We start from the raw sequence: 18,060 nt of genomic DNA on the forward strand, positions 1-18,060 counted from the left end.
GACTGTCGGTGCGCGGGCCTAGCCTGGGTTCGTGACCACAGCTCCGCCACTCGCCCCTCCGGCACAGTCTTCCGAGACCAGCGCGGCCCCGCCCGGCCCCGGCTGGATCCGGCGGCTGTCCGCGGCCTGCTGGCGGCATCCCGCGCTCGTGGTGCTCGCGTTCACCGCGTCCATCGTCGGCGTCGGGCTGCAGGCTGCGGGCCCGCTGCTGGTGAAGGTCGCGCTGGACGACGCGGTGGCGGGCGCCACCGGGCGGCTCGGCGTGCTGATCACCGCGTTGCTGGGGCTGCACCTGCTCACCTTCGCCAGCGCGTTCGCCCGCCGGTACGTCGGCGGCAGGCTCGCCCTCGACGTCCAGCACGACCTGCGCCAGACCGTGTTCGGCGCGGTGTCGCGGCTGGACGGCGGGAAGCAGGACTCGCTGCGCACCGGTCAGGTCGTCTCGCGCGCGATCTCCGATCTGCAGCTCGTCACCGGGATCCTGATGGTGGTGCCGGTCTCCGCGGGCTCGGTGATCTTCGCGGTGCTCTCGCTCGGCGCGATGCTGTGGCTGTCGCCGGCGCTGACGCTGATCGCGGTGGTGATCACCCCCGCGATCGCGGTCGTGCTCGGGATGAGCCGCAAGCGGCTGTTCCCCGCGACCTGGTCGGCGCAGCAGCGCGCGGCGGACGTGGCGCAGCAGGTCGAGGAGACCGTCACCGGGGTACGCGTGGTGAAGGGCTTCGGACAGGAGACCAGGGAGGTCGCCCGGCTGGAGAAGACCGCGCGGCGGCTGTTCGCGGAACGGTTGCGCGCGGCGAGGCTCTCGGCGATCCCGGCGGCCACCACGGCGGCGCTGCCCGCGGCCGGCCAGGTCGCCGTGCTGGCGGCGGGCGGCCTGCTCGCGATGCACGGGCAGCTGAGCCTCGGCACCTTCCTCGCCTTCGCCACCTACGTGTCGAGCCTGTCCGGGCCGGCGCGCATGCTGGCGAGCCTGTTCGTGCAGGCGCAGCTCACCAGGGCCGGCGCGGACAGGGTGTACGAGCTGATCGACGCGCAGCCCGAGGTCCGCGACGCCCCGGACGCGCGCGGCGTGCCGGACGGCCCGCTGGAGATCCGGCTCGACGACGTGCACTTCGGGTACACCAGGTCCGAGCCCGTGCTGAGCGGGTTGTCGCTGCGCGCGTCTCCGGGCGAAACGCTGGCGCTGGTGGGCACCGCGGGATCGGGGAAGTCCACGATTTCCCTGCTGCTGCCCCGGTTCTACGACGTCCACTCCGGATCGGTCCGGATCGGACCCGAGGGCGGCCCGGTCGACATCAGGGAAATCCGGCTCGCCGAGCTGCGCCGCGCCATCGGGGTCGTGTTCGAAGAGGCGTTCCTGTTCTCCTCGTCGGTACGGGACAACATCGCCTACGGCAGACCGGACGCGACCGAGGAGGAGATCGTCGCGGCGGCGAAGGCGGCCGAGGCCGACGAGTTCATCCGGGCGCTGCCCGACGGTTACGACACGCTCGTCGGCGAGCGCGGGCTCACGCTGTCCGGCGGGCAGCGGCAGCGGCTCGGGCTGGCGCGGGCGCTGATCACCGATCCGAGGGTGCTGCTGCTCGACGACGCGACCTCCGCGGTGGACACGATCACCGAGGCCGCGATCCACGACACCCTGCGCTCGGTCACCGCGTCCCGCACCACGATCCTGATCGCGCACCGGCGTTCCACGCTCGCCCTCGCCGACCGGATCGCCGTGCTCGACGACGGGAAGGTGGTCGACGTCGGCACGGCGGACGAGCTGGAGCTGCGGTGCCCGCTGTTCCGCGATCTCGTCTCGGGGCCGGGCGAGGGCGTCGAGGAGGTGCACCGCACGGACTGCGTGCGCCGCACGGACACCGGCGTCACACCCGAGCTGTGGCCGGACGACGCCCCGGAGGAGGAAGCGGCGCACGGCCCCCCGCCCTCGAACGCCGCGGCCGGTGTCGGCAAGGGCAGTGGCGGGGGCGGCGGCCGGGCCAGCGCGGCACTGGACTCGCCGCCGACCCCGGAACTCGTCGAAGGGGTGCGAAGGCTCCCGCCTGCCACCGATGTCCCGGCGCTCGGGCCCGAGGACGTCACGGCTGCCGAACCGGGGTTCCGGCTCGCGAGGCTGCTTCGCCCGGTGCGCGGGCAGCTCGGGCTGGTGGTGCTGCTGGTCGCCTTGGACGCGCTGGCCGCGGTCGCGCTCCCGGCGCTGTACCAGCGCGGCGTCGACCAAGGTGTCCGCGCCGGCGTCGAAGGCGTGGTGTGGCTGACCGCGGCGATCGGCGCGCTGGTGATCGCGGCCGACTGGTTCGTGGTCAGGGCGCAGACGAAAACGACGGCGCGCACCGGCGAAACGGTGCTGTATTCGCTACGGGTGCGCAGCTACGCGCACCTCCAGCGGCTCGGGCTCGACTACTACGAGCGCGAGCTGTCCGGCAAGATCATGACCAGGATGACCACCGACGTCGACGCGTTGTCGTCCTTCCTGCAGACCGGGCTGGCGAACGCGATCGTGAGCGCGGTGACCGTCATCGGGATCTCCGGCGCGCTGTTGCTCATCGACGCGTCGCTCGCGGTGTACGCGTTCTCGGTGCTGCCGATCCTGGTGGTCGCGACGATCGTCTTCCGCAAGCTCGCTTCGACCGCGTACGACGAAGCGCGCGAACGGGTCAGCCTGGTCAACGCGGACATGCAGGAGAACATCTCCGGCCTGCGCGTCGCACAGGCGTACACCCGCGAAGAGCGTTCCGCGGAGGCGTTCGCGTCCCGCAGTGACGCCTACCGCCGTTCGCGCCTGCGGGCGCAGCGCTACATCGCGACGTACTTCCCGTTCGTCACGTTCCTCTCCGGTGTCGCGGAGGCGATCGTGCTCGCCGGTGGCTCGGGCAGCGTCGCCGACGGTTCGGTCCAGCCCGGTGTGTTGGTGGCGTTCCTGCTCTACCTCCAGCTGTTCTTCTCGCCGATCCAGCAGCTTTCCTCGGTTTTCGACGGCTACCAGCAGGCGCGGGTCGGTTTGCGGCGCATCGGCGACCTGTTGCGCACGCCGACCTCGGTGCCCGCCGCCGAGCACCCGGTACCGGTGACCGACCGGCTCCGCGGCGAGGTCACCTTCACCGACGTCGACTTCTCCTACGGCACGGCAGAGGACAAAGCGCTCGAAGACGTGACGCTCGACGTTCCGGCCGGGCGCACGATCGCGCTCGTCGGCGCGACCGGCGCCGGCAAGTCGACCGCGGTCAAACTGGTCGCCCGCTTCTACGACGCGACCGGGGGTGTGGTGCGGATCGACGGTGTCGACGTCCGCGAGTACGACCTCGGCGGGCTTCGGCAGCGGATGGGCGTGGTGCCGCAGGAGGCGCACCTGTTCTCCGGAACGGTCGCGGACAACGTGCGCTACGGGCGGCCGTCGGCGACCGACGCGGAGGTCGAAGCGGCGGTGCGGTCCGTCGGCGCGCTGGAGGGCGTTTCCGCGCTGCCCGCGGGATTCCGGCAACCCGTCGGCGAGCGGGGGCGCGCGCTGTCCGCGGGGCAGCGCCAGCTGGTGGCGCTCGCGCGGGCGGAACTCGTCGACCCGGACATCCTGCTGCTCGACGAGGCGACGGCCGCGCTCGACCCGGCGACCGAGTCCGCGGTGCTGCGGGCCACCGAGCGGGTCGCCAGGAAGCGCACGACGTTCGTCGTCGCGCACCGGCTCGCGACGGCGGCCCGCGCGGACGAGATCGTGGTGCTCGACCACGGCCGCGTGATCGAGCACGGCACCCACGCGGAACTGCTCGCCTTGGACGGGCACTACGCGAAGCTGTGGCGGCTCGGCGCGGGCACCGCGGACTGAGCCCTGCCGGTGGTCCCGGGATCGCGAAGACCCCGGGACCACGCCTCAGAGCCCGAGGCGCCGCTTCGCGGCGAGCACCGTGTCCCGGGCGGGAATCGCCGGGTGCGGCGGCGTGACCGCGGCTTGGTGGTGGACGGTGACGACGTACAGCAGGTCGTCCTGCTGGATCGCGAAGGTCTGGACGTAGCCCTCCTTGTTCGGCGGCAGGTAGCCGGAGCCCCAGTGCACGCCCCAGACGTCGACTCCGCCGACCGTGTCCACCTTGGCCGTGCTCGACACGAAGAAGGCACCGTTGTCCTGGCCGGGAGGTCCGAGCCGGTCCGGGCAGCTCGCGAGATCGGCTGCCCAGCGGGCCTTCGCCCCGGCAGCGTCACTCGCGCTGGAGTGCCTGGCGACCCAGGTGGTCGCCGTGTAGTAGTCGTTCGAGTCGGTGCGGCCCGCCGATTCCTCGTCGCGGAGGTTGACGCTCTGGTACAGGGGCGGCCCGCTGAACGGACTGCAGATGCCGATGCCGCCGGTGTCCCAGGCGAAGACGTTCCGCCGCACCGGCCGGTCGTCGGTCCACGGCAGACCGACCGCCGGGAGTTCGCTGGAGGCCAGCACGAGCGCCGGGTCGAGCGGGCCGGCACCCGGCTCGCTCGCGGCGGCATCACCTGGCATCGCGACGGCGAGACCGGCCAGCACGACGCCCGCCACCGGTGCGGCCACGCGCTTCCGTCGTGACGAAAACCGGCTGCGGTGCCGAGGCGATTGGACCGACGCGGACATGGCGTCCCCTTTCCTTGGTGACTGAAACCGGCGGCACGCACCCCATTCACGCCGATCTCGAAACGCAGAAAGACGCGAAGCAATCCAGGCAGCGCGAATAGTCCGCGATGGACGGAGTAACCAGCTGCCCCCAGCTGCCGATGCGGTGTCCGGCCGCATGATCGGCACGAGCGTAGCGCACCCGCCGATACCCCGGATAGCCTGCGGACGGACCAATGGGGGCTCTTTCGCGGCGGGCCGATCGATACCGCCGAAACGCCATCACGAGCAGTTCACGCCGACGCACGGAGTCGCTTTTCGCACCCGAGCGCCAGCGGGAGACATCCACCATTTTACTGATTCACAGCCTGATTCCAGCGCACCGCATCTCGCGGAAGACGATCCGTCCCGGTGGGCCGCCGCTACCGCGAGGAGCGATCGCGGAGCGGTCTTCGCGCTCGGCGGCCCGGTGCGCGAAGACCGTGCCCGCGACTGGGTGCGGCCGACACTGTTCGGTGCCGTCCAAGGTGCCCGCGCCGCACTCGCCCGCACGTGCTCGATCGGCACCTGACGCCTACACCCGGTCGGCGCTAGGTTTCCCCCGCCGCCGCGAGTAGACGTGGGCAGATGGCTTCCGACGAACTACTCCTGCTCCGGCAACGGCCCGACTGGCCGGCCGCGGTACGCGAGCTGAAGGTTCGCGCCGAGCGGCACGGTGCGGCCGCCTCGGAGGCCGCCCGCAACTACGCGCAGGTCTACGCGGGACGCCGCGGTGCCATGGTCTTCGACGTGGTGGCCTCGCGGCAGCGCCGCTACGAACAGCGCGTGCTCCCCCTGGTCGAGCGGTGGGCGTCGGAGCACGCGCCCGGCTCGCTGGCGGTCATGGCCACCAGCCCGCCCGATCCGGGCACCTACGGCCTGCTGGCGTCCGAACCGCACACCATGCGCACCATCGCCAGGAACCTGGCCGACCTCGCGAACCGCCTCGGCGTCGACGAGGACCGCGCCTGCCTGGCGTGGGCCGAAAACGTCCGCGGGCTGGAACACGCACACGGGCTCGACCCCGTGGTGGGCGCCGTCAAGGGCATCGGCCCCGCGTTGTTCGCCTACCTCCGGATGCGCTGCGGCGCGGACGCGCTGAAACCGGACGTCCGGGTGGCGAAAGGGCTGCGCGCGCTCGGCTTCCAGGTGCCGAGCGACCAGCATTCGATCATGGTCGTCGCCAGGGCCGCGGCCACCGAGATCGACTTCGACCTGCTGGCCCTCGACCAGTTGCTCTGGCTCAACGGCGCCTGAACCCGACGGCCGCCTGCGCCAGGTCCCTCAGCCGATGAACAGGGGTCATCCTCTTCGCGGATGCCTGCCGCGAGGCTGCGCGCCGGGGATCCGGCCCCCGCCAGCGCGACACTGTCCATTCCCGCGGCTCGTAGCGAGATCGGTCTCCTCGAACCGATCGCGCACCGGCGTCACCGCCTGGAGCGCGGCACGGCAGCAGCGACGAGGCGACACCCGCGATGGTCACTTCAGGCGCTGCTGCGCTTCGATCTGCGCGGCCAGGAACTCGGCCAGCGACGGCCAGGTGCGCGAGACCTCGGTCTCCGCCTCCACGTACCAGCTCAGCTCACCGGAGGGCGCCAGCCAGTACAGCTCGTACCCCTGGTGCATCCCGATCACGATCGCGCCCGGCGGCAGCAGGTGCGCGGCGTCGTTCTCCTCCAGCAGCTCGCGGCCGTCGTCGGCCAGCCCGCGGATACCGGGATAGAAGAAGTCCGTGCCCCGCAACAGCTCCCCCGCGCCCCTGCCCATCAGCAGGAGGAACTCCTCGTACTGCTCGGGAAGTCGCTCGACGCCGTGGCCGGAGCGGATCTCGGCCACCTCGTCCGGCGTGCATCCGACGACGGTTTCCCTGGTCGCCAGCCCGCCGGAGATCAGCCGCTCGACGAGCTCGGGCATCGGTTCGGGCATACGCCACACTCCACAAAGGACATCAGCCGCGGCCGAGATCGGAATAGGTCACCTTGATGTTAGGGAACGACCGCTGGAAGTCCTTGATCACCTCCTGGCACGAAGGGCACACCGGCCGTTCCGAATAGATGTGTATTCGTCCGCTGGCATCGGGTTTCAGCTGTCCCTTCAGCTCCTCGAAGATCTTCATCTCCGAGTCGGCCGCCCTGGCGATGTCGTCGGGGCCGCGGTTGAGCGTGTGTTCGGGCGGCATGGGTGCCGACCCGTCGTACTGGTGCTTGCCGCTGACGCCGACCCGCTGCCCCGAAACACCGTTGATCTCGTAGTCCGCGACCGCGATGTTCTTCTTGCCACCGACGCGTTTGTCCGCGCGGTACTCGTCGATCTTCTTCGTGGCGCCTTCTTCGCACAGCGCCAGGCCGAGGGGGTCGGAGCCGGACACCGGGTTCGGCGCGTAGGCGTACGGGTCGGCACCCGCCGCCGCGCCGAGCGGGTCCGCGCTCGCGTACTGCGCGATCTCGGGGTCGTAGTAGCGCTGGTGGTTGTAATGCAGCCCGGTCTCGTCGTCGTGGTACTGGCCGGGGAAGCGCAATGGCGTGGACGTGCGCGCGGTCAACCGGTTGAGGGCCCGTCCCCACACCGTGACGTCCTGACGCCAGGCGATCTCCCCGTGGACGTCGACGAGTTCCGTCGGTGTGCCGATGAGATCGGTGACGATCGAGAAGAACTCCGCGTCCACCCAGTCCTGGTCGGACGTGCCGGCGGCGCGGGAGACCTGGGTGAGCGGCCGGAACGAATCGGGCGCCCAGTTCCACGTGGTCGCCTCGCCGGTGGACCGGATCTGTTCGGCGAGCTCCGCCCCGTCCCAGCAGAACCGGACGGCCTCCAGCACCGCACCGTCCGCGCCGAGCCGCTCCTTGCGGGTGCGCCTGCCGAACGGGTCGTACCGGTAGCGCCACCGCGCGCCGTCCGGGGTTTCGACGCCGACGAGCCGATCCTCCGAGTTCCAGCTGTACCGCCAGACGTCCGGTTTCCCGGACAGCTTCGCCCGCTGCCTGACCACGATCCGGCCCTGCTGGTCGCGGAGGTACCGCACCGGTCCCGACGTCCGCAAGCCGGTGCCGTCGTCATCCGAAAGCGCGGGCGGCGGCGGGGCGATCTCAGCCGTTTCCCCCGCCGTGCCCAGCACGCGGCCCGCCGGATCGAGATCGAAACGGGTGATGCCGCGCAACCGGTCGGACACCTCGGTGGGCCTGCCGTCGGCGCGGTAGCGGTATTCGCGGTGCTGGAGCAGCTTCGTCCCGGCGCGCTCGGGTGTCCCCTCGACGGCGGACACCGTCTGCGACACGAGCCGGTGATTCGCGTCCCATGACTGGGCGAACATGGTTCCCGCGTCGAGCAGGCGCTCCACTTCGCGTCCCGCCTGGTCGAACCGGAAGCTCATCGACCGGCCGGCCGTGCGCAGCCCGACGTGGTTGCCGTTGGCGTCGTAGTCCCACCGGCTCTCGCTGCCGGTCGGTGTGCGGCGGCGCACCCGCCTGCCTTCGGTGTCGTAGGCCGAGACGACGGCGTGACCGTCGATCGACTCGGTGAGCACCCTGCCGAGCGCGTCCCGCTCGAACCGCACGTCGGCGTCCTCGTTGCGCGCCCACCGCGTCCGGCCCATCACGTCGTACTCGAATTCCGCGGTGGTGTCCGGCGCACTCACCCGGACGCGGTTGCCCGCGGCGTCGTACTCGTAGGTCGTCACGTCGCCGGCCGCGTTCACGCGCTCGACCAGCTGCCCGGCTGCGTCATAGGCGTAGCGCTGGGTCCGGCCGTGCACGTCGGTCTCGCTGGTCAGCCTGCCCGCGGCGTCATAGCCGAAGGTCCAGGCCCGCTCGTGTTCGTCGGTGATGGCGAGTAGCCGCAGGTTCGCGTCGTAGCGGTAGGCGGATCGCGCGCCGTCCGGCGTCGTGCGCACGGCGGGAAGGTCGAAGTGGGTCAGCTCCGAGCGAGTGACCTGGCCGAGCGCGTCGACCTGTTCGACGACGTTGCCTTCGCCGTCGTAGCGCCACCGCTCGGTTCCGCCGCCGGGCCGGGTGCGGGACAGCAACCTGCCTTCGACCGTCCACGCGAACCGGGATACACCGCCCGCCGAGTCGACGGCTTCGACGATCCGGCCGAACTGGTCGCGGCGGATCCGCATGCTCGCCCCGAGCGGGTCGGTGATGACCAGCGGCAGGCCGGTGCTATCGGTCTCGACGCGCCGGGTGTGCCCGAGCGAGTCGGTGACCTGGGTGAGCGCGCCGTCGGCGCGGTAGGCGTACCGGGTGGTGGCCCCCGCCGGGTCGGCGACCTCCAGCAGGTTCCCGTGCTCGTCGTAGGTCCGCCGCCAGGTCCCGCCGTCGGGCTCGACGACCACGAGCGGGTCCCCGTGCTCGTCGTACTCGGCGCGCGTCTCGGCGCCGTCCGGGCCGGTGCGGAGCACCACGTTGCCGTCGTCGTCGTAGACGAAGCGCGTGGTACGGCCCAGCGGGTCGGTGGTGGCGACGAGACGGTCCGCTTCGTCGCGCTCGTGGACCACGCGGTTGCCCAGCGGGTCGGTTTCCTCGGCGACGCGGCCGGTGGCGGTGAGCCGGTAGGTCGTCGTGTTGCCGAGCGCATCGGTGAACCTGGTGACACGGGCGTCCGTGTCGTAGCTGAAGGTCCCGTTCAGCGCGCCGCCGGAGCCCTGGTTGGCGATGCACCGCCCGCGGTCGTCGTAGAAGTACCGGTACCACTCGCCGTTGCGGTCGGTCCAGGTGACGATCCTGCCCTCGGCGTCGTACTCGAACCGCATCGCGCGGCCCGAGGAGTTGACGACCTCGGTGAGGTCCCCTGCCGTGTTGTAGCCGAAGCGGGCGAGCTGGATGTCGTCGCCGTGGAAGTTCCGCAGGAGCAGCCCGGTGACCCTGGAACCGGCGTGCTCGAACTCGATGCGGTGGCCGCCGCTGTGCCACACCGCGAGCGCGAGCCCGTCCTGATCCCGCTCGAAGGTGATGCGGTTGCCGTTGCGGTCGGCGATCGCGGAGAGGGCGAACTCGGTGCCTTCGCCGTCGAAGAGCAGTTCGTGGCCGAGGTCGCGCCTGGTGATCCGGTACCCGGTCTCGGTGCGGGAGAGCGGCCACCTCGGGCCGGACGCGGGCACGACCGCACCCGAGTGGGACGGCTCGGGGTAGCACAGCAGCATGCCGTCCTCGGCGACGAACACGATGCCCTGCGCGTCCAGTTCCAGTCGCTGGTCCACTGTGGACGCCCAGGACCGGCCGAAACCGCGGCCGGCGCGGTACGAGGACACGTGCGTGCGGCGCAGCACCAGCGGGAGCACGCCGTCGAGGGTGATGTCGGTCTGCCCCGCGATCACCTCGCCGGTCGCCACGTCGACCGGGTCGTTGCAGGTGGTTCGCGCCTTTTCCGGGGTGTTCGCCGCGTTCGGATCGTCCGGGCGGTTGGGGCCGCCGTCCTTCGGCGACGAGGACGAGGAGGTGCCGTCACCGTGGTGGCCCGGCCCGTCGACGCCGGCGTCGGGGCCGTCCGGGCCGTGGGTGCCGGACGGGGTGGTGTCGCCGTGCACGCCGGGGGTGTCGGCGTGCTTGCCCGCGGACTTCGCCGCCGATGGGCTGGTTCCGCCGCCGCCGAGCTTCTTGCCCAGCTTGGCGAGCTTCTCCATGATCTCGCCGAGCTTGTCGATGATCTTGCGGATCTTCGGGGTGACGTTGCCGATGGTCTTGACGAGCTTGCGGATCAGGTCGCCGACCTTGGTGATCGCCTTCGTGATCGCGGTGGTGGCCTGCACGGCGACGAGCGGGGTCGCGAAGCCGAGGGTGCACGCCTCTTCCAGCGCCCACGAGATCAGCTTGCCGATGAGCTCGGCCACCAGGTCGCGCACGGTTTCGCGGACCATGGCCACGACCTGGCCCATGATCATCACGCCGACCGAGATGCCGTCGGCCAGCGTCGCGGCGCCCGCGATCGCGTCGACCTGCTCGGCGCCGGAAGCACGGTAGGCGTCGGCCGCGGTGCCCTTCCAGCCCGCGGTGCCGTTCTTGACCTCGTTGGCGAGATCGCCGGAGACGGTGTTGACCTCCTTCGCGACGTTCGCCCAGGTGTCCGAGAAGGACTGGATGACCGGCGGGTTCCCGGCGAGCCAGTCGAGCGCCTCCTTCAACGGCTGCACGTGCTCGATCAGCCACGACACCCCGTACTGCGCCAGCGTCCCGATCGGGTCGACGACCAGCGAGAGCGCCTCCAGGCCCACCCCGAGCGCACCGAGGCCGCCTTCCACCCACGAGCCGTCCTTGACGCCGTTGGCCAGGTCGACCGACGACTCCGCGATGCCGATCCCGGTGACCGCGGTGGTCTGCGACTGGGCCTGCGCGACCAGCGGGTTGCCCTCAGGCATCGCCGCCCGCCTTCTTCAGGTCCTTCGACGCGTCTTCCTCGCGGCCGGAGTACGCCTTGACCGCGTCGCGCACCTTGCCCGCTGTCCCCTCGACGGACTCCTCCGCCTTCTCCAGCGCCTGCACGCCCCACTGTTCGAACGGGTCGAGCAGCATCGCGAACGGCTGGCAGATGACGCCGTACGCGCTGTTGTCCATGGTCACCTGCCTGGCGGCGGCGACGGCGGTCTTCAGCCGCTCGGCGAGCGCGTCCACCTTGCCCGCGTGCGTGTCCAGCTCGTCCTGCAGAACCTCATAGCCACCCTCGGGCATCGGTGTGTCCCCCTCGTCGGTCCTCCGCGCGGCAACCAGGATCGCCCGGGTGGCCGGTCCTCGCCAAGACCTCACCCGGACGGCCACGCTGAGCACCGGATATGACCGTGCTCTCACCCCGTCGGTGCCCTCCGAGACCTGGTCGAGACCTGATCGGTATCGAATCAGTGACCCTTGTCTTAGTGCGCCACGCCTCACAGTGGCTAGTTCTGTCACACGGCTGCGAACGCGGGGGTTAGCCTGGTAGGCGCAAAGACACCACATCAAGATCGAGATGGATAGAGGCGAGCCCAAGCCGTGTCCAGCAGCAGCCCTGCGTCACAGTTCGGCCCTAACGAGTGGCTGGTCGAAGAAATGTACGACCAGTTCCTCGAAGACCCTTCCTCAGTAGATGCCGCATGGCACGACTTCTTCGCGGACTTCAAGCCGACGCAGGCAGCCAAGACCAAGGCTGACGACGCGCGCGAGCAGGTCGCGCAGTCCAACGGCGCGGCGGGGTCCACCAACGGCCAGGCCTCCCCGCCCTCGCCGAAGACGCAGCAGAACGCCCAGTCGGCGGCCACCCAGTCGGCCGCGACGAAGCCCGCGCCAGCGAAGGCGGCAGCGAAGGCCGAGCCCGCGGCAGCGAAGGCACAGCCCGCGAAGGCAGCGCCGCCGACGCCGAAGAAGACCGAGGCCGAGTCGAAGCAGCTCCGCGGCGCCGCGGCGGCGATCGCGAAGAACATGGACGCCTCGCTGAGCGTTCCCACCGCGACCAGCGTGCGCGCGGTCCCGGCCAAGCTGATGGCCGACAACCGCATCGTGATCAACAACCACCTCAAGCGCACGCGCGGCGGCAAGATCTCCTTCACGCACCTCATCGGCTACGCGATGGTGCGCGCGCTGAAGGACTACCCGAACATGAACCGGCACTACCAGCTGGTCGACGGGAAGGCCTTCGCGGTCACGCCGGAGCACGTGAACTTCGGCCTCGCGATCGACATGAAGGGCAAGGAAGGCGCCCGCACCCTCGTGGTGGCCTCCATCAAGGCCACCGAGGACATGTCGTTCCTGCAGTTCTGGCAGGCCTACGAGGACATCGTCAAGAAGGCCCGCAACAACAAGCTCACCGCGGACGACTTCGCGGGCACCACGATCTCGCTGACCAACCCCGGCGGCATCGGCACCAACCACTCGGTGCCGCGCCTGCAGGCCGGCCAGGGCACGATCGTCGGCGTCGGCGCGATGCAGTACCCGGCGGCGTTCGAGGGCACCAGCGAGAAGACGCTGGTCGACCTCGCGGTCAGCAAGATCATGACGCTGACCTCGACGTACGACCACCGCATCATCCAGGGCGCCGAGTCGGGCGAGTTCCTGAAGCGGATCCACGCGCTGCTGCTCGGCGAAGAAGGCTTCTACGACGACGTGTTCACGTCGTTGCGGCTGCCCTACGAGCCGATCCGCTGGGTCGCCGACATCCCCGAGGGCCCGGTCGACAAGACCGCCCGGGTGATCGAGCTGATCGACGCGTTCCGCACGCGCGGTCACCTGATGGCCGACACCGACCCGCTGAACTACCGCCAGCGCAGCCACGCCGACCTCGACGTGCTGTCGCACGGGCTCACCCTGTGGGACCTCGACCGCGAGTTCCCGGTCGGCGGGTTCGCCGGCCAGGAGCGGATGAAGCTGCGCGACATCCTCGGGGTGCTGCGCAACTCCTACTGCCGCACGGTCGGCATCGAGTACACCCACATCCTCGACCCGGACGAGCGCCGCTGGATCCAGGACCGCGTGGAGATCCCGCACGAGAAGCCGGACCCCGCCGTCCAGAAGTACGTGCTGTCGAAGCTGAACGCGGCCGAGGCCTTCGAGACGTTCCTGCAGACCAAGTACGTCGGCCAGAAGCGGTTCTCCCTCGAAGGCGGCGAGACCGCGATCCCGCTGCTGGACACCGTGCTGGACAAGGCAGCCGAGCACGAGCTGGACGAGGTCGTCATCGGCATGCCCCACCGCGGGCGGCTGAACGTGCTGGCGAACATCGTCGGCAAGCCGATCTCGCAGATCTTCCAGGAGTTCGAGGGCAACCTCGACCCCGGCCAGGCGCACGGCTCCGGTGACGTGAAGTACCACCTCGGCGCCGAGGGCAAGTACTTCCGCATGTTCGGCGACGGCGAGACGAAGGTGTCGCTGACCGCGAACCCGTCGCACCTGGAGACCGTCGATCCCGTCCTCGAGGGCATCGTCCGCGCCAAGCAGGACATCCTGGACAAGGGCGGCGAGGGGTACACCGTGCTGCCGGTCCTGATGCACGGCGACGCCGCGTTCGCCGGGCAGGGCGTGGTCGCCGAGACGCTGAACCTGGCGCTGCTGCGCGGGTACCGCACCGGCGGCACCGTGCACCTGATCGTCAACAACCAGGTCGGCTTCACCACCGCGCCGGAGCACTCGCGGTCGAGCCAGTACGCCACCGACGTGGCGAAGATGATCGGCGCGCCGGTCTTCCACGTCAACGGCGACGACCCGGAGGCGGCGCACTGGGTGGCGAAGCTGGCGGTCGAGTACCGGCAGGCGTTCCACAAGGACGTCGTGATCGACATGATCTGCTACCGCCGCCGCGGCCACAACGAGGGCGACGACCCCTCGATGACGCAGCCCGCGATGTACGACATCATCGACACGAAGCGTTCGGTGCGGAAGACCTACACCGAGTCGCTGATCGGCCGCGGTGACATCTCCGTCGAAGAGGCCGAAGCCGCGCTGCGCGACTTCTCCAGCCAGCTCGAACACGTCTTCAACGAGGTGCGCGAGCTGGAAAAGCACCCGGCGAAGGCGAGCCCCTCGGTCGAGGAGGAGCAGCAGATCCCGGCGAAGGTGCCGACGGCGATCTCCCGCGACATCGTGGAGCGCATCGGCGACGCGTTCATCAACGTGCCCGAGGGCTTCACCCTGCACCCGAGGGTCAAGCCGGTGATGGAGCGGCGGCACAAGATGTCCCGCGAGGGCGGCATCGACTGGGCGTTCGGCGAGCTGCTCGCGTTCGGCTCGCTCGCGATCGAAGGCCGTCTCGTGCGACTGTCCGGTCAGGACAGCCGTCGCGGCACCTTCACCCAGCGCCACTCGGTCGCGATCGACCGCAAGACCGGCCAGGAGTACTCGCCGCTGCAGAACCTGGCCGAGGGCCAGGGCCGCGTGATGGTCTACGACTCGGCGCTGTCCGAGTACGCGGCCGTCGGCTTCGAGTACGGCTACTCGGTGGCGAACTCCGAGGCGCTGGTGCTGTGGGAAGCGCAGTTCGGCGACTTCGTCAACGGCGCGCAGACCGTGATCGACGAGTACATCTCCTCCGGCGAGGCGAAGTGGGGCCAGCGCTCCGACGTCGTGCTGCTGCTGCCGCACGGCCACGAGGGCCAGGGCCCCGACCACACTTCGGGCCGCATCGAGCGGTTCCTCCTGCTGTGCGCGGAGAACTCGATGACGGTGGCGGTGCCGTCGACCCCGGCGAACTACTTCCACCTGCTGCGCCGCCACGCGCTCGACGGCATCCAGCGCCCGTTGATCGTGTTCACCCCGAAGCGCCTGCTTCGCGACAAGCTGGTGAAGTCGTCGGTCGAGGACTTCACCGACCAGTCGAAGTTCCTGTCCGTGATCGACGACGCCGACATCGCGCCCGAGAAGGCCCGCAAGGTGCTGCTGACCTCGGGCAAGATGTACTGGGAGCTGATCGCCGAGCGCACCAAGCAGGAGATCGACGACATCGCGATCGTGCGCGTCGAGCAGTACTACCCGCTGCCGAAGAAGAAGCTGGTGGCCGCGCTGGAGCGCTACACCAACTCGAAGAGCGTGACGTGGGTGCAGGAGGAGCCGGAGAACCAGGGCGCATGGCCGTTCTTCGGGCTCAACCTCCCGCGCAAGCTGCCGGACGCGCTCTCGGGCCTGCAGGTCGTCGCACGGCGGCCGATGGCGGCGCCGTCGGCCGGCTCGTCGAAGGTGCACGAGGTCGAGCAGAAGGCGATCATCACGAAGGCGTTCGAATGAGCTAGCGCGGTTTGACGAAGGGCCCTTCCCTCACGGGGGAAGGGCCCTTCGCGTTCCACAGGGAACGCGGCGCGGCGGCGACCAGCGCGGCCAGCAGCGCGGCCTCCAGCACCTGCCCGAGCACGAACGTCATGAGCTTCCACGACATCGGCACCAGTTCGGCCAGCGAGACCACGGTCATCGCCCCGACGACCGATGCCACCAGCACTCCCTTCAGCACCGGCGCCGTTCGCGCCCAGACGGCCGTTGCGGCGGCCGCCCCGGCGCCGAAGCCGGTACCGAGCGCCAGAATGTCCACTGTGGACGAACGGAGGAGGGCCACCGTGAGCATGGTTGTCAGCACCCCGACCAAGGCACCGGCGAGCAGGGTCCGGGGCCCGATTGGGCGGAAAGGCGTGTGCGGTCGCGCGAGCGGCGGCAGCACGAGCAGCGCGACCGTGAGCGGCAACCAGCCGGAGATGACGAAGTGGGAGAACAGGTACCGCTGAGCCACGGCCACTGCCAGCAGCACGGGGTCGCCCACCGGCGGGTCCTGCGTGAGGTGCGCGACGATCACCAGGTACTGGGTTTCGTAGACGGTTCGCGCGGCCAGCAGCACGGTCACGACGACGAACGCGATGGGCACGGCGGCGGCGCGCACGGGACGTTCGGCGGCACGCACCTTCGGCGCCCACGCCGCCATCACCCGGTCCACCCACAGTCCCAGCAGCCAGCCCGCCGCGGCGAGCACGAGCACGGCGGCGAGCTGCACCGCCACCGGGAACGGCACCATGGCGTGATCGGACATCCGGCTCGGCGCCAGCAGCCAGCCGACCGGCAGGCCGAGGGTGAGCCCGAGGCGGGCGCGGACGCCGCCCGCGGTCCCGGTCGCGTCGGCGTGGGCCGCGGCGCGCAGGGCGCGAATGCTGAGCGCGATCGCCAGCACCAGGACGAACACCTCGGCGGGCCAGTAGAACGCGTCCTGGCGGAGCGTCCCGGTCAACGAGGTCGCCGCGTCCATGCTCAGCGAGAAGCACGCGCCGAGGGCGAAGGAGAACGCGAAACCCTGGCTCAGCAACGGGCCGTCGTCGGTCAGCGCGATCGCCCTGGTCGCGACGTGGGGATGGGTGCGGCGACGCAGCGGCCGCCCGCGTTGTCCGGCCGCGTCGAACAGCCGCCGCAGCGGCGCGGCGGCGTCCGGGCGCCAGGTCAGCACTCGCGCGTCCGCGTGCAGTTCGCGGGCCTGGAGCACGGCGTAGCGGGTGAGCCACGCCAACCCGGTCAGCGCGGCGAGCTGGGCGGCGAACACCCAGGCCAGTGCGGGCCCGGACACGAACGCCTGCGTGGCGCCGTTGATCCACGGCGGCATGCCGATGATGATCCCGGCGACGGCCCCGAACGCGCCCGGCACGAGGATCACGGCCAGGAACGAGCGCCACATCGCGAGGACGACCGCGGTGATGTCCAGGTCGCGGTTGCGCACGTGTGCCAGTTCGTGCAGGAGCACCGCCCGGAACAGATCGGGGTCCCGGCCGAACAGGGTCAGCAGGCCGCGGCTGAGCACGATGTAGCGGCGGCCCGCCCGGCCGAACGCGAGACCGTCGACGGCGGGGTTGACGATGTCGAGCAGGAACTCCACCCGGCCACCGGGCAGGAATTCACGCGCGGTCCGGTCGAGTTCTTCGCACAGCGCGGGAAAGGTCTCCCGGTCGATCGGCCGCAGCCGCCGCCGGCGGATCCGCCAGAGCGGCCCGAACCAGTACTGCGCCGCGGTCAGCAGGCACAGGGTCGCGAACACGAGCAGGATGGCCACCCGCGCGTCCGGCCCGGCACCGTTCACGATCGGCGCGCATTCGGGCGTCGGATCGAGTATGCGGCCAGGCACCGAGTACATCGCCGCCATGCACCGGGCGTACGCGGCCTGTTCGCCCGGCGGCGTGCGGGTGGACAGCACGTTGAACAGGGCGGGGTGCCACACCGTCGGGATCGTGAACACGACGCTGATCAGCAGCACGAAGGCGGAGCTGGTGCCCGACGCCAGCAGGAACGGGGTCGGCCGCCGAAGCGGTGCCGTCACGAACCCTGCCCGCGGATGGCCAGTTCGCTGATCAGCGCGTCGGCCAGCGCGTCCGCTTTTTCCTTGGACATGCCGAGCTTGCGCGCCTTCTGGTAGGCGATGGCGCGAATCTCGCGAAGCCGCGGCTCGGGAAGTCGCGGCGGCGGATCCGGCAGTGCCTTCGCCTTGCGGCGGAAGAGCCGGGCCAGCACCCGGCCGGACCAGGAGCCGAAGTCCTTGCTCAGGTCCTTGAGCACCGCCAGCACGACCCCCGAGGCGATCGCGGTGATCACCACCTCGCCCGCGGCGGGCAGGCCGAAGCCGAGCGGCTCTTCGCGGCGACGGCCGCGCCTGCGGGGATGACGGCCGAGCACCTGCCAGGTCTGGTCGAACAACGGCATCTCGTCCGGGGCCAGCTCGGACACGATGCGACGCCCCAGCCGCGCGTCGAGCCCGCCCGCGGCCACGAGGTCCCGCTCCTGCTCAGGTGCCATCGACCGATCATCCCCAGTGGTGGTGCCCGGTGGCACCGACCGCGGGGAAACCACCCGATCGGACCCGTGGACCGAAGGCCGCAATGATCGAAGTACAACCCCACCTCGGGACTTCACATTTTACCGGCGATATGCATAATCGAAGCTTGCGCAGCCATTGGCGAAGAATCCCCGCGAATATCCACCCGGCTGGCGGTACACCTGACGCATGTCCAACTTTTCACTATTTCGTGGATAATGGTGCAC

The 18,060-nt window shown here is 70.5% G+C and carries 9 protein-coding genes; 3 read left to right on the plus strand and 6 right to left on the minus strand.

Annotation, left to right across the window (positions count from 1 at the left end; all coding sequences use genetic code 11):
- Positions 1-31 precede the first annotated feature (31 nt).
- On the plus strand, positions 32-3,826 hold the full coding sequence (locus ABD256_RS18405; RefSeq protein WP_344419751.1) for an ABC transporter ATP-binding protein: 3,795 nt from the start codon (positions 32-34) through the stop codon (positions 3,824-3,826).
- A 45-nt stretch (positions 3,827-3,871) separates the two neighbouring features.
- Here the strand turns inward: ABD256_RS18405 and ABD256_RS18410 are convergent, their stop codons facing one another.
- Positions 3,872-4,534 (minus strand): hypothetical protein, encoded by a 663-nt coding sequence (locus ABD256_RS18410; RefSeq protein ID WP_344419754.1) that lies wholly within the window; start codon positions 4,532-4,534, stop codon positions 3,872-3,874.
- 666 nt (positions 4,535-5,200) lie between these two features.
- Here ABD256_RS18410 and ABD256_RS18415 point away from each other — a divergent pair.
- Positions 5,201-5,869, plus strand: a complete 669-nt coding sequence (locus tag ABD256_RS18415) for a hypothetical protein (RefSeq protein WP_344419756.1) — start codon at positions 5,201-5,203, stop codon at positions 5,867-5,869.
- Positions 5,870-6,091: 222 nt separating this feature from the next.
- On the opposite strand, the gene ABD256_RS18420 is transcribed toward ABD256_RS18415, so the two are convergent.
- From ABD256_RS18420 to ABD256_RS18430, 3 genes are read right to left on the minus strand one after another with little or no spacing between them, the layout of a single operon-like run.
- On the minus strand, positions 6,092-6,538 hold the full coding sequence (locus ABD256_RS18420; RefSeq protein ID WP_344419759.1) for an SMI1/KNR4 family protein: 447 nt from the start codon (positions 6,536-6,538) through the stop codon (positions 6,092-6,094).
- Between the two features lie 22 nt (positions 6,539-6,560).
- A complete protein-coding gene (locus tag ABD256_RS18425; protein ID WP_344419762.1) occupies positions 6,561-10,961 on the minus strand; it encodes an RHS repeat-associated core domain-containing protein in 4,401 nt (1,466 codons plus the stop codon).
- A complete protein-coding gene (locus tag ABD256_RS18430; RefSeq protein ID WP_344419765.1) occupies positions 10,954-11,271 on the minus strand; it encodes a type VII secretion target in 318 nt (105 codons plus the stop codon). The genes ABD256_RS18425 and ABD256_RS18430 overlap by 8 nt, the downstream gene beginning before the upstream one ends.
- Before the next feature lie 297 nt (positions 11,272-11,568).
- On the opposite strand from ABD256_RS18430, the gene ABD256_RS18435 reads away from it, so the two are divergent.
- A complete protein-coding gene (locus ABD256_RS18435; protein ID WP_344419768.1) occupies positions 11,569-15,285 on the plus strand; it encodes a multifunctional oxoglutarate decarboxylase/oxoglutarate dehydrogenase thiamine pyrophosphate-binding subunit/dihydrolipoyllysine-residue succinyltransferase subunit in 3,717 nt (1,238 codons plus the stop codon).
- A gap of 1 nt (position 15,286) precedes the next feature.
- On the opposite strand, the gene ABD256_RS18440 is transcribed toward ABD256_RS18435, so the two are convergent.
- Positions 15,287-17,341 carry a M56 family metallopeptidase gene (locus tag ABD256_RS18440; protein WP_344419770.1) on the minus strand — a complete coding sequence of 685 codons (2,055 nt, stop codon included), beginning with the start codon at positions 17,339-17,341 and terminating at the stop codon, positions 15,287-15,289.
- A complete protein-coding gene (locus ABD256_RS18445; protein ID WP_344419772.1) occupies positions 17,338-17,814 on the minus strand; it encodes a hypothetical protein in 477 nt (158 codons plus the stop codon). Before ABD256_RS18445 ends, ABD256_RS18440 begins: the two co-directional genes overlap by 4 nt.
- Positions 17,815-18,060 lie beyond the last annotated feature (246 nt).

Source organism: Amycolatopsis minnesotensis, assembly GCF_039529815.1.
In the GTDB taxonomy this organism is placed as follows: domain Bacteria; phylum Actinomycetota; class Actinomycetes; order Mycobacteriales; family Pseudonocardiaceae; genus Amycolatopsis; species Amycolatopsis minnesotensis.

Coding starts and splice junctions, on each gene's coding strand:
- ABD256_RS18415 (WP_344419756.1), top strand. CDS start 5,201: ATGGCTTCCGACGAACTACTCCTGCTCCGGCAACGGCCCGACTGGCCG.
- ABD256_RS18420 (WP_344419759.1), bottom strand. CDS start 6,538: ATGCCCGAACCGATGCCCGAGCTCGTCGAGCGGCTGATCTCCGGCGGG.
- ABD256_RS18425 (WP_344419762.1), bottom strand. CDS start 10,961: ATGCCTGAGGGCAACCCGCTGGTCGCGCAGGCCCAGTCGCAGACCACC.
- ABD256_RS18430 (WP_344419765.1), bottom strand. CDS start 11,271: ATGCCCGAGGGTGGCTATGAGGTTCTGCAGGACGAGCTGGACACGCAC.
- ABD256_RS18445 (WP_344419772.1), bottom strand. CDS start 17,814: ATGGCACCTGAGCAGGAGCGGGACCTCGTGGCCGCGGGCGGGCTCGAC.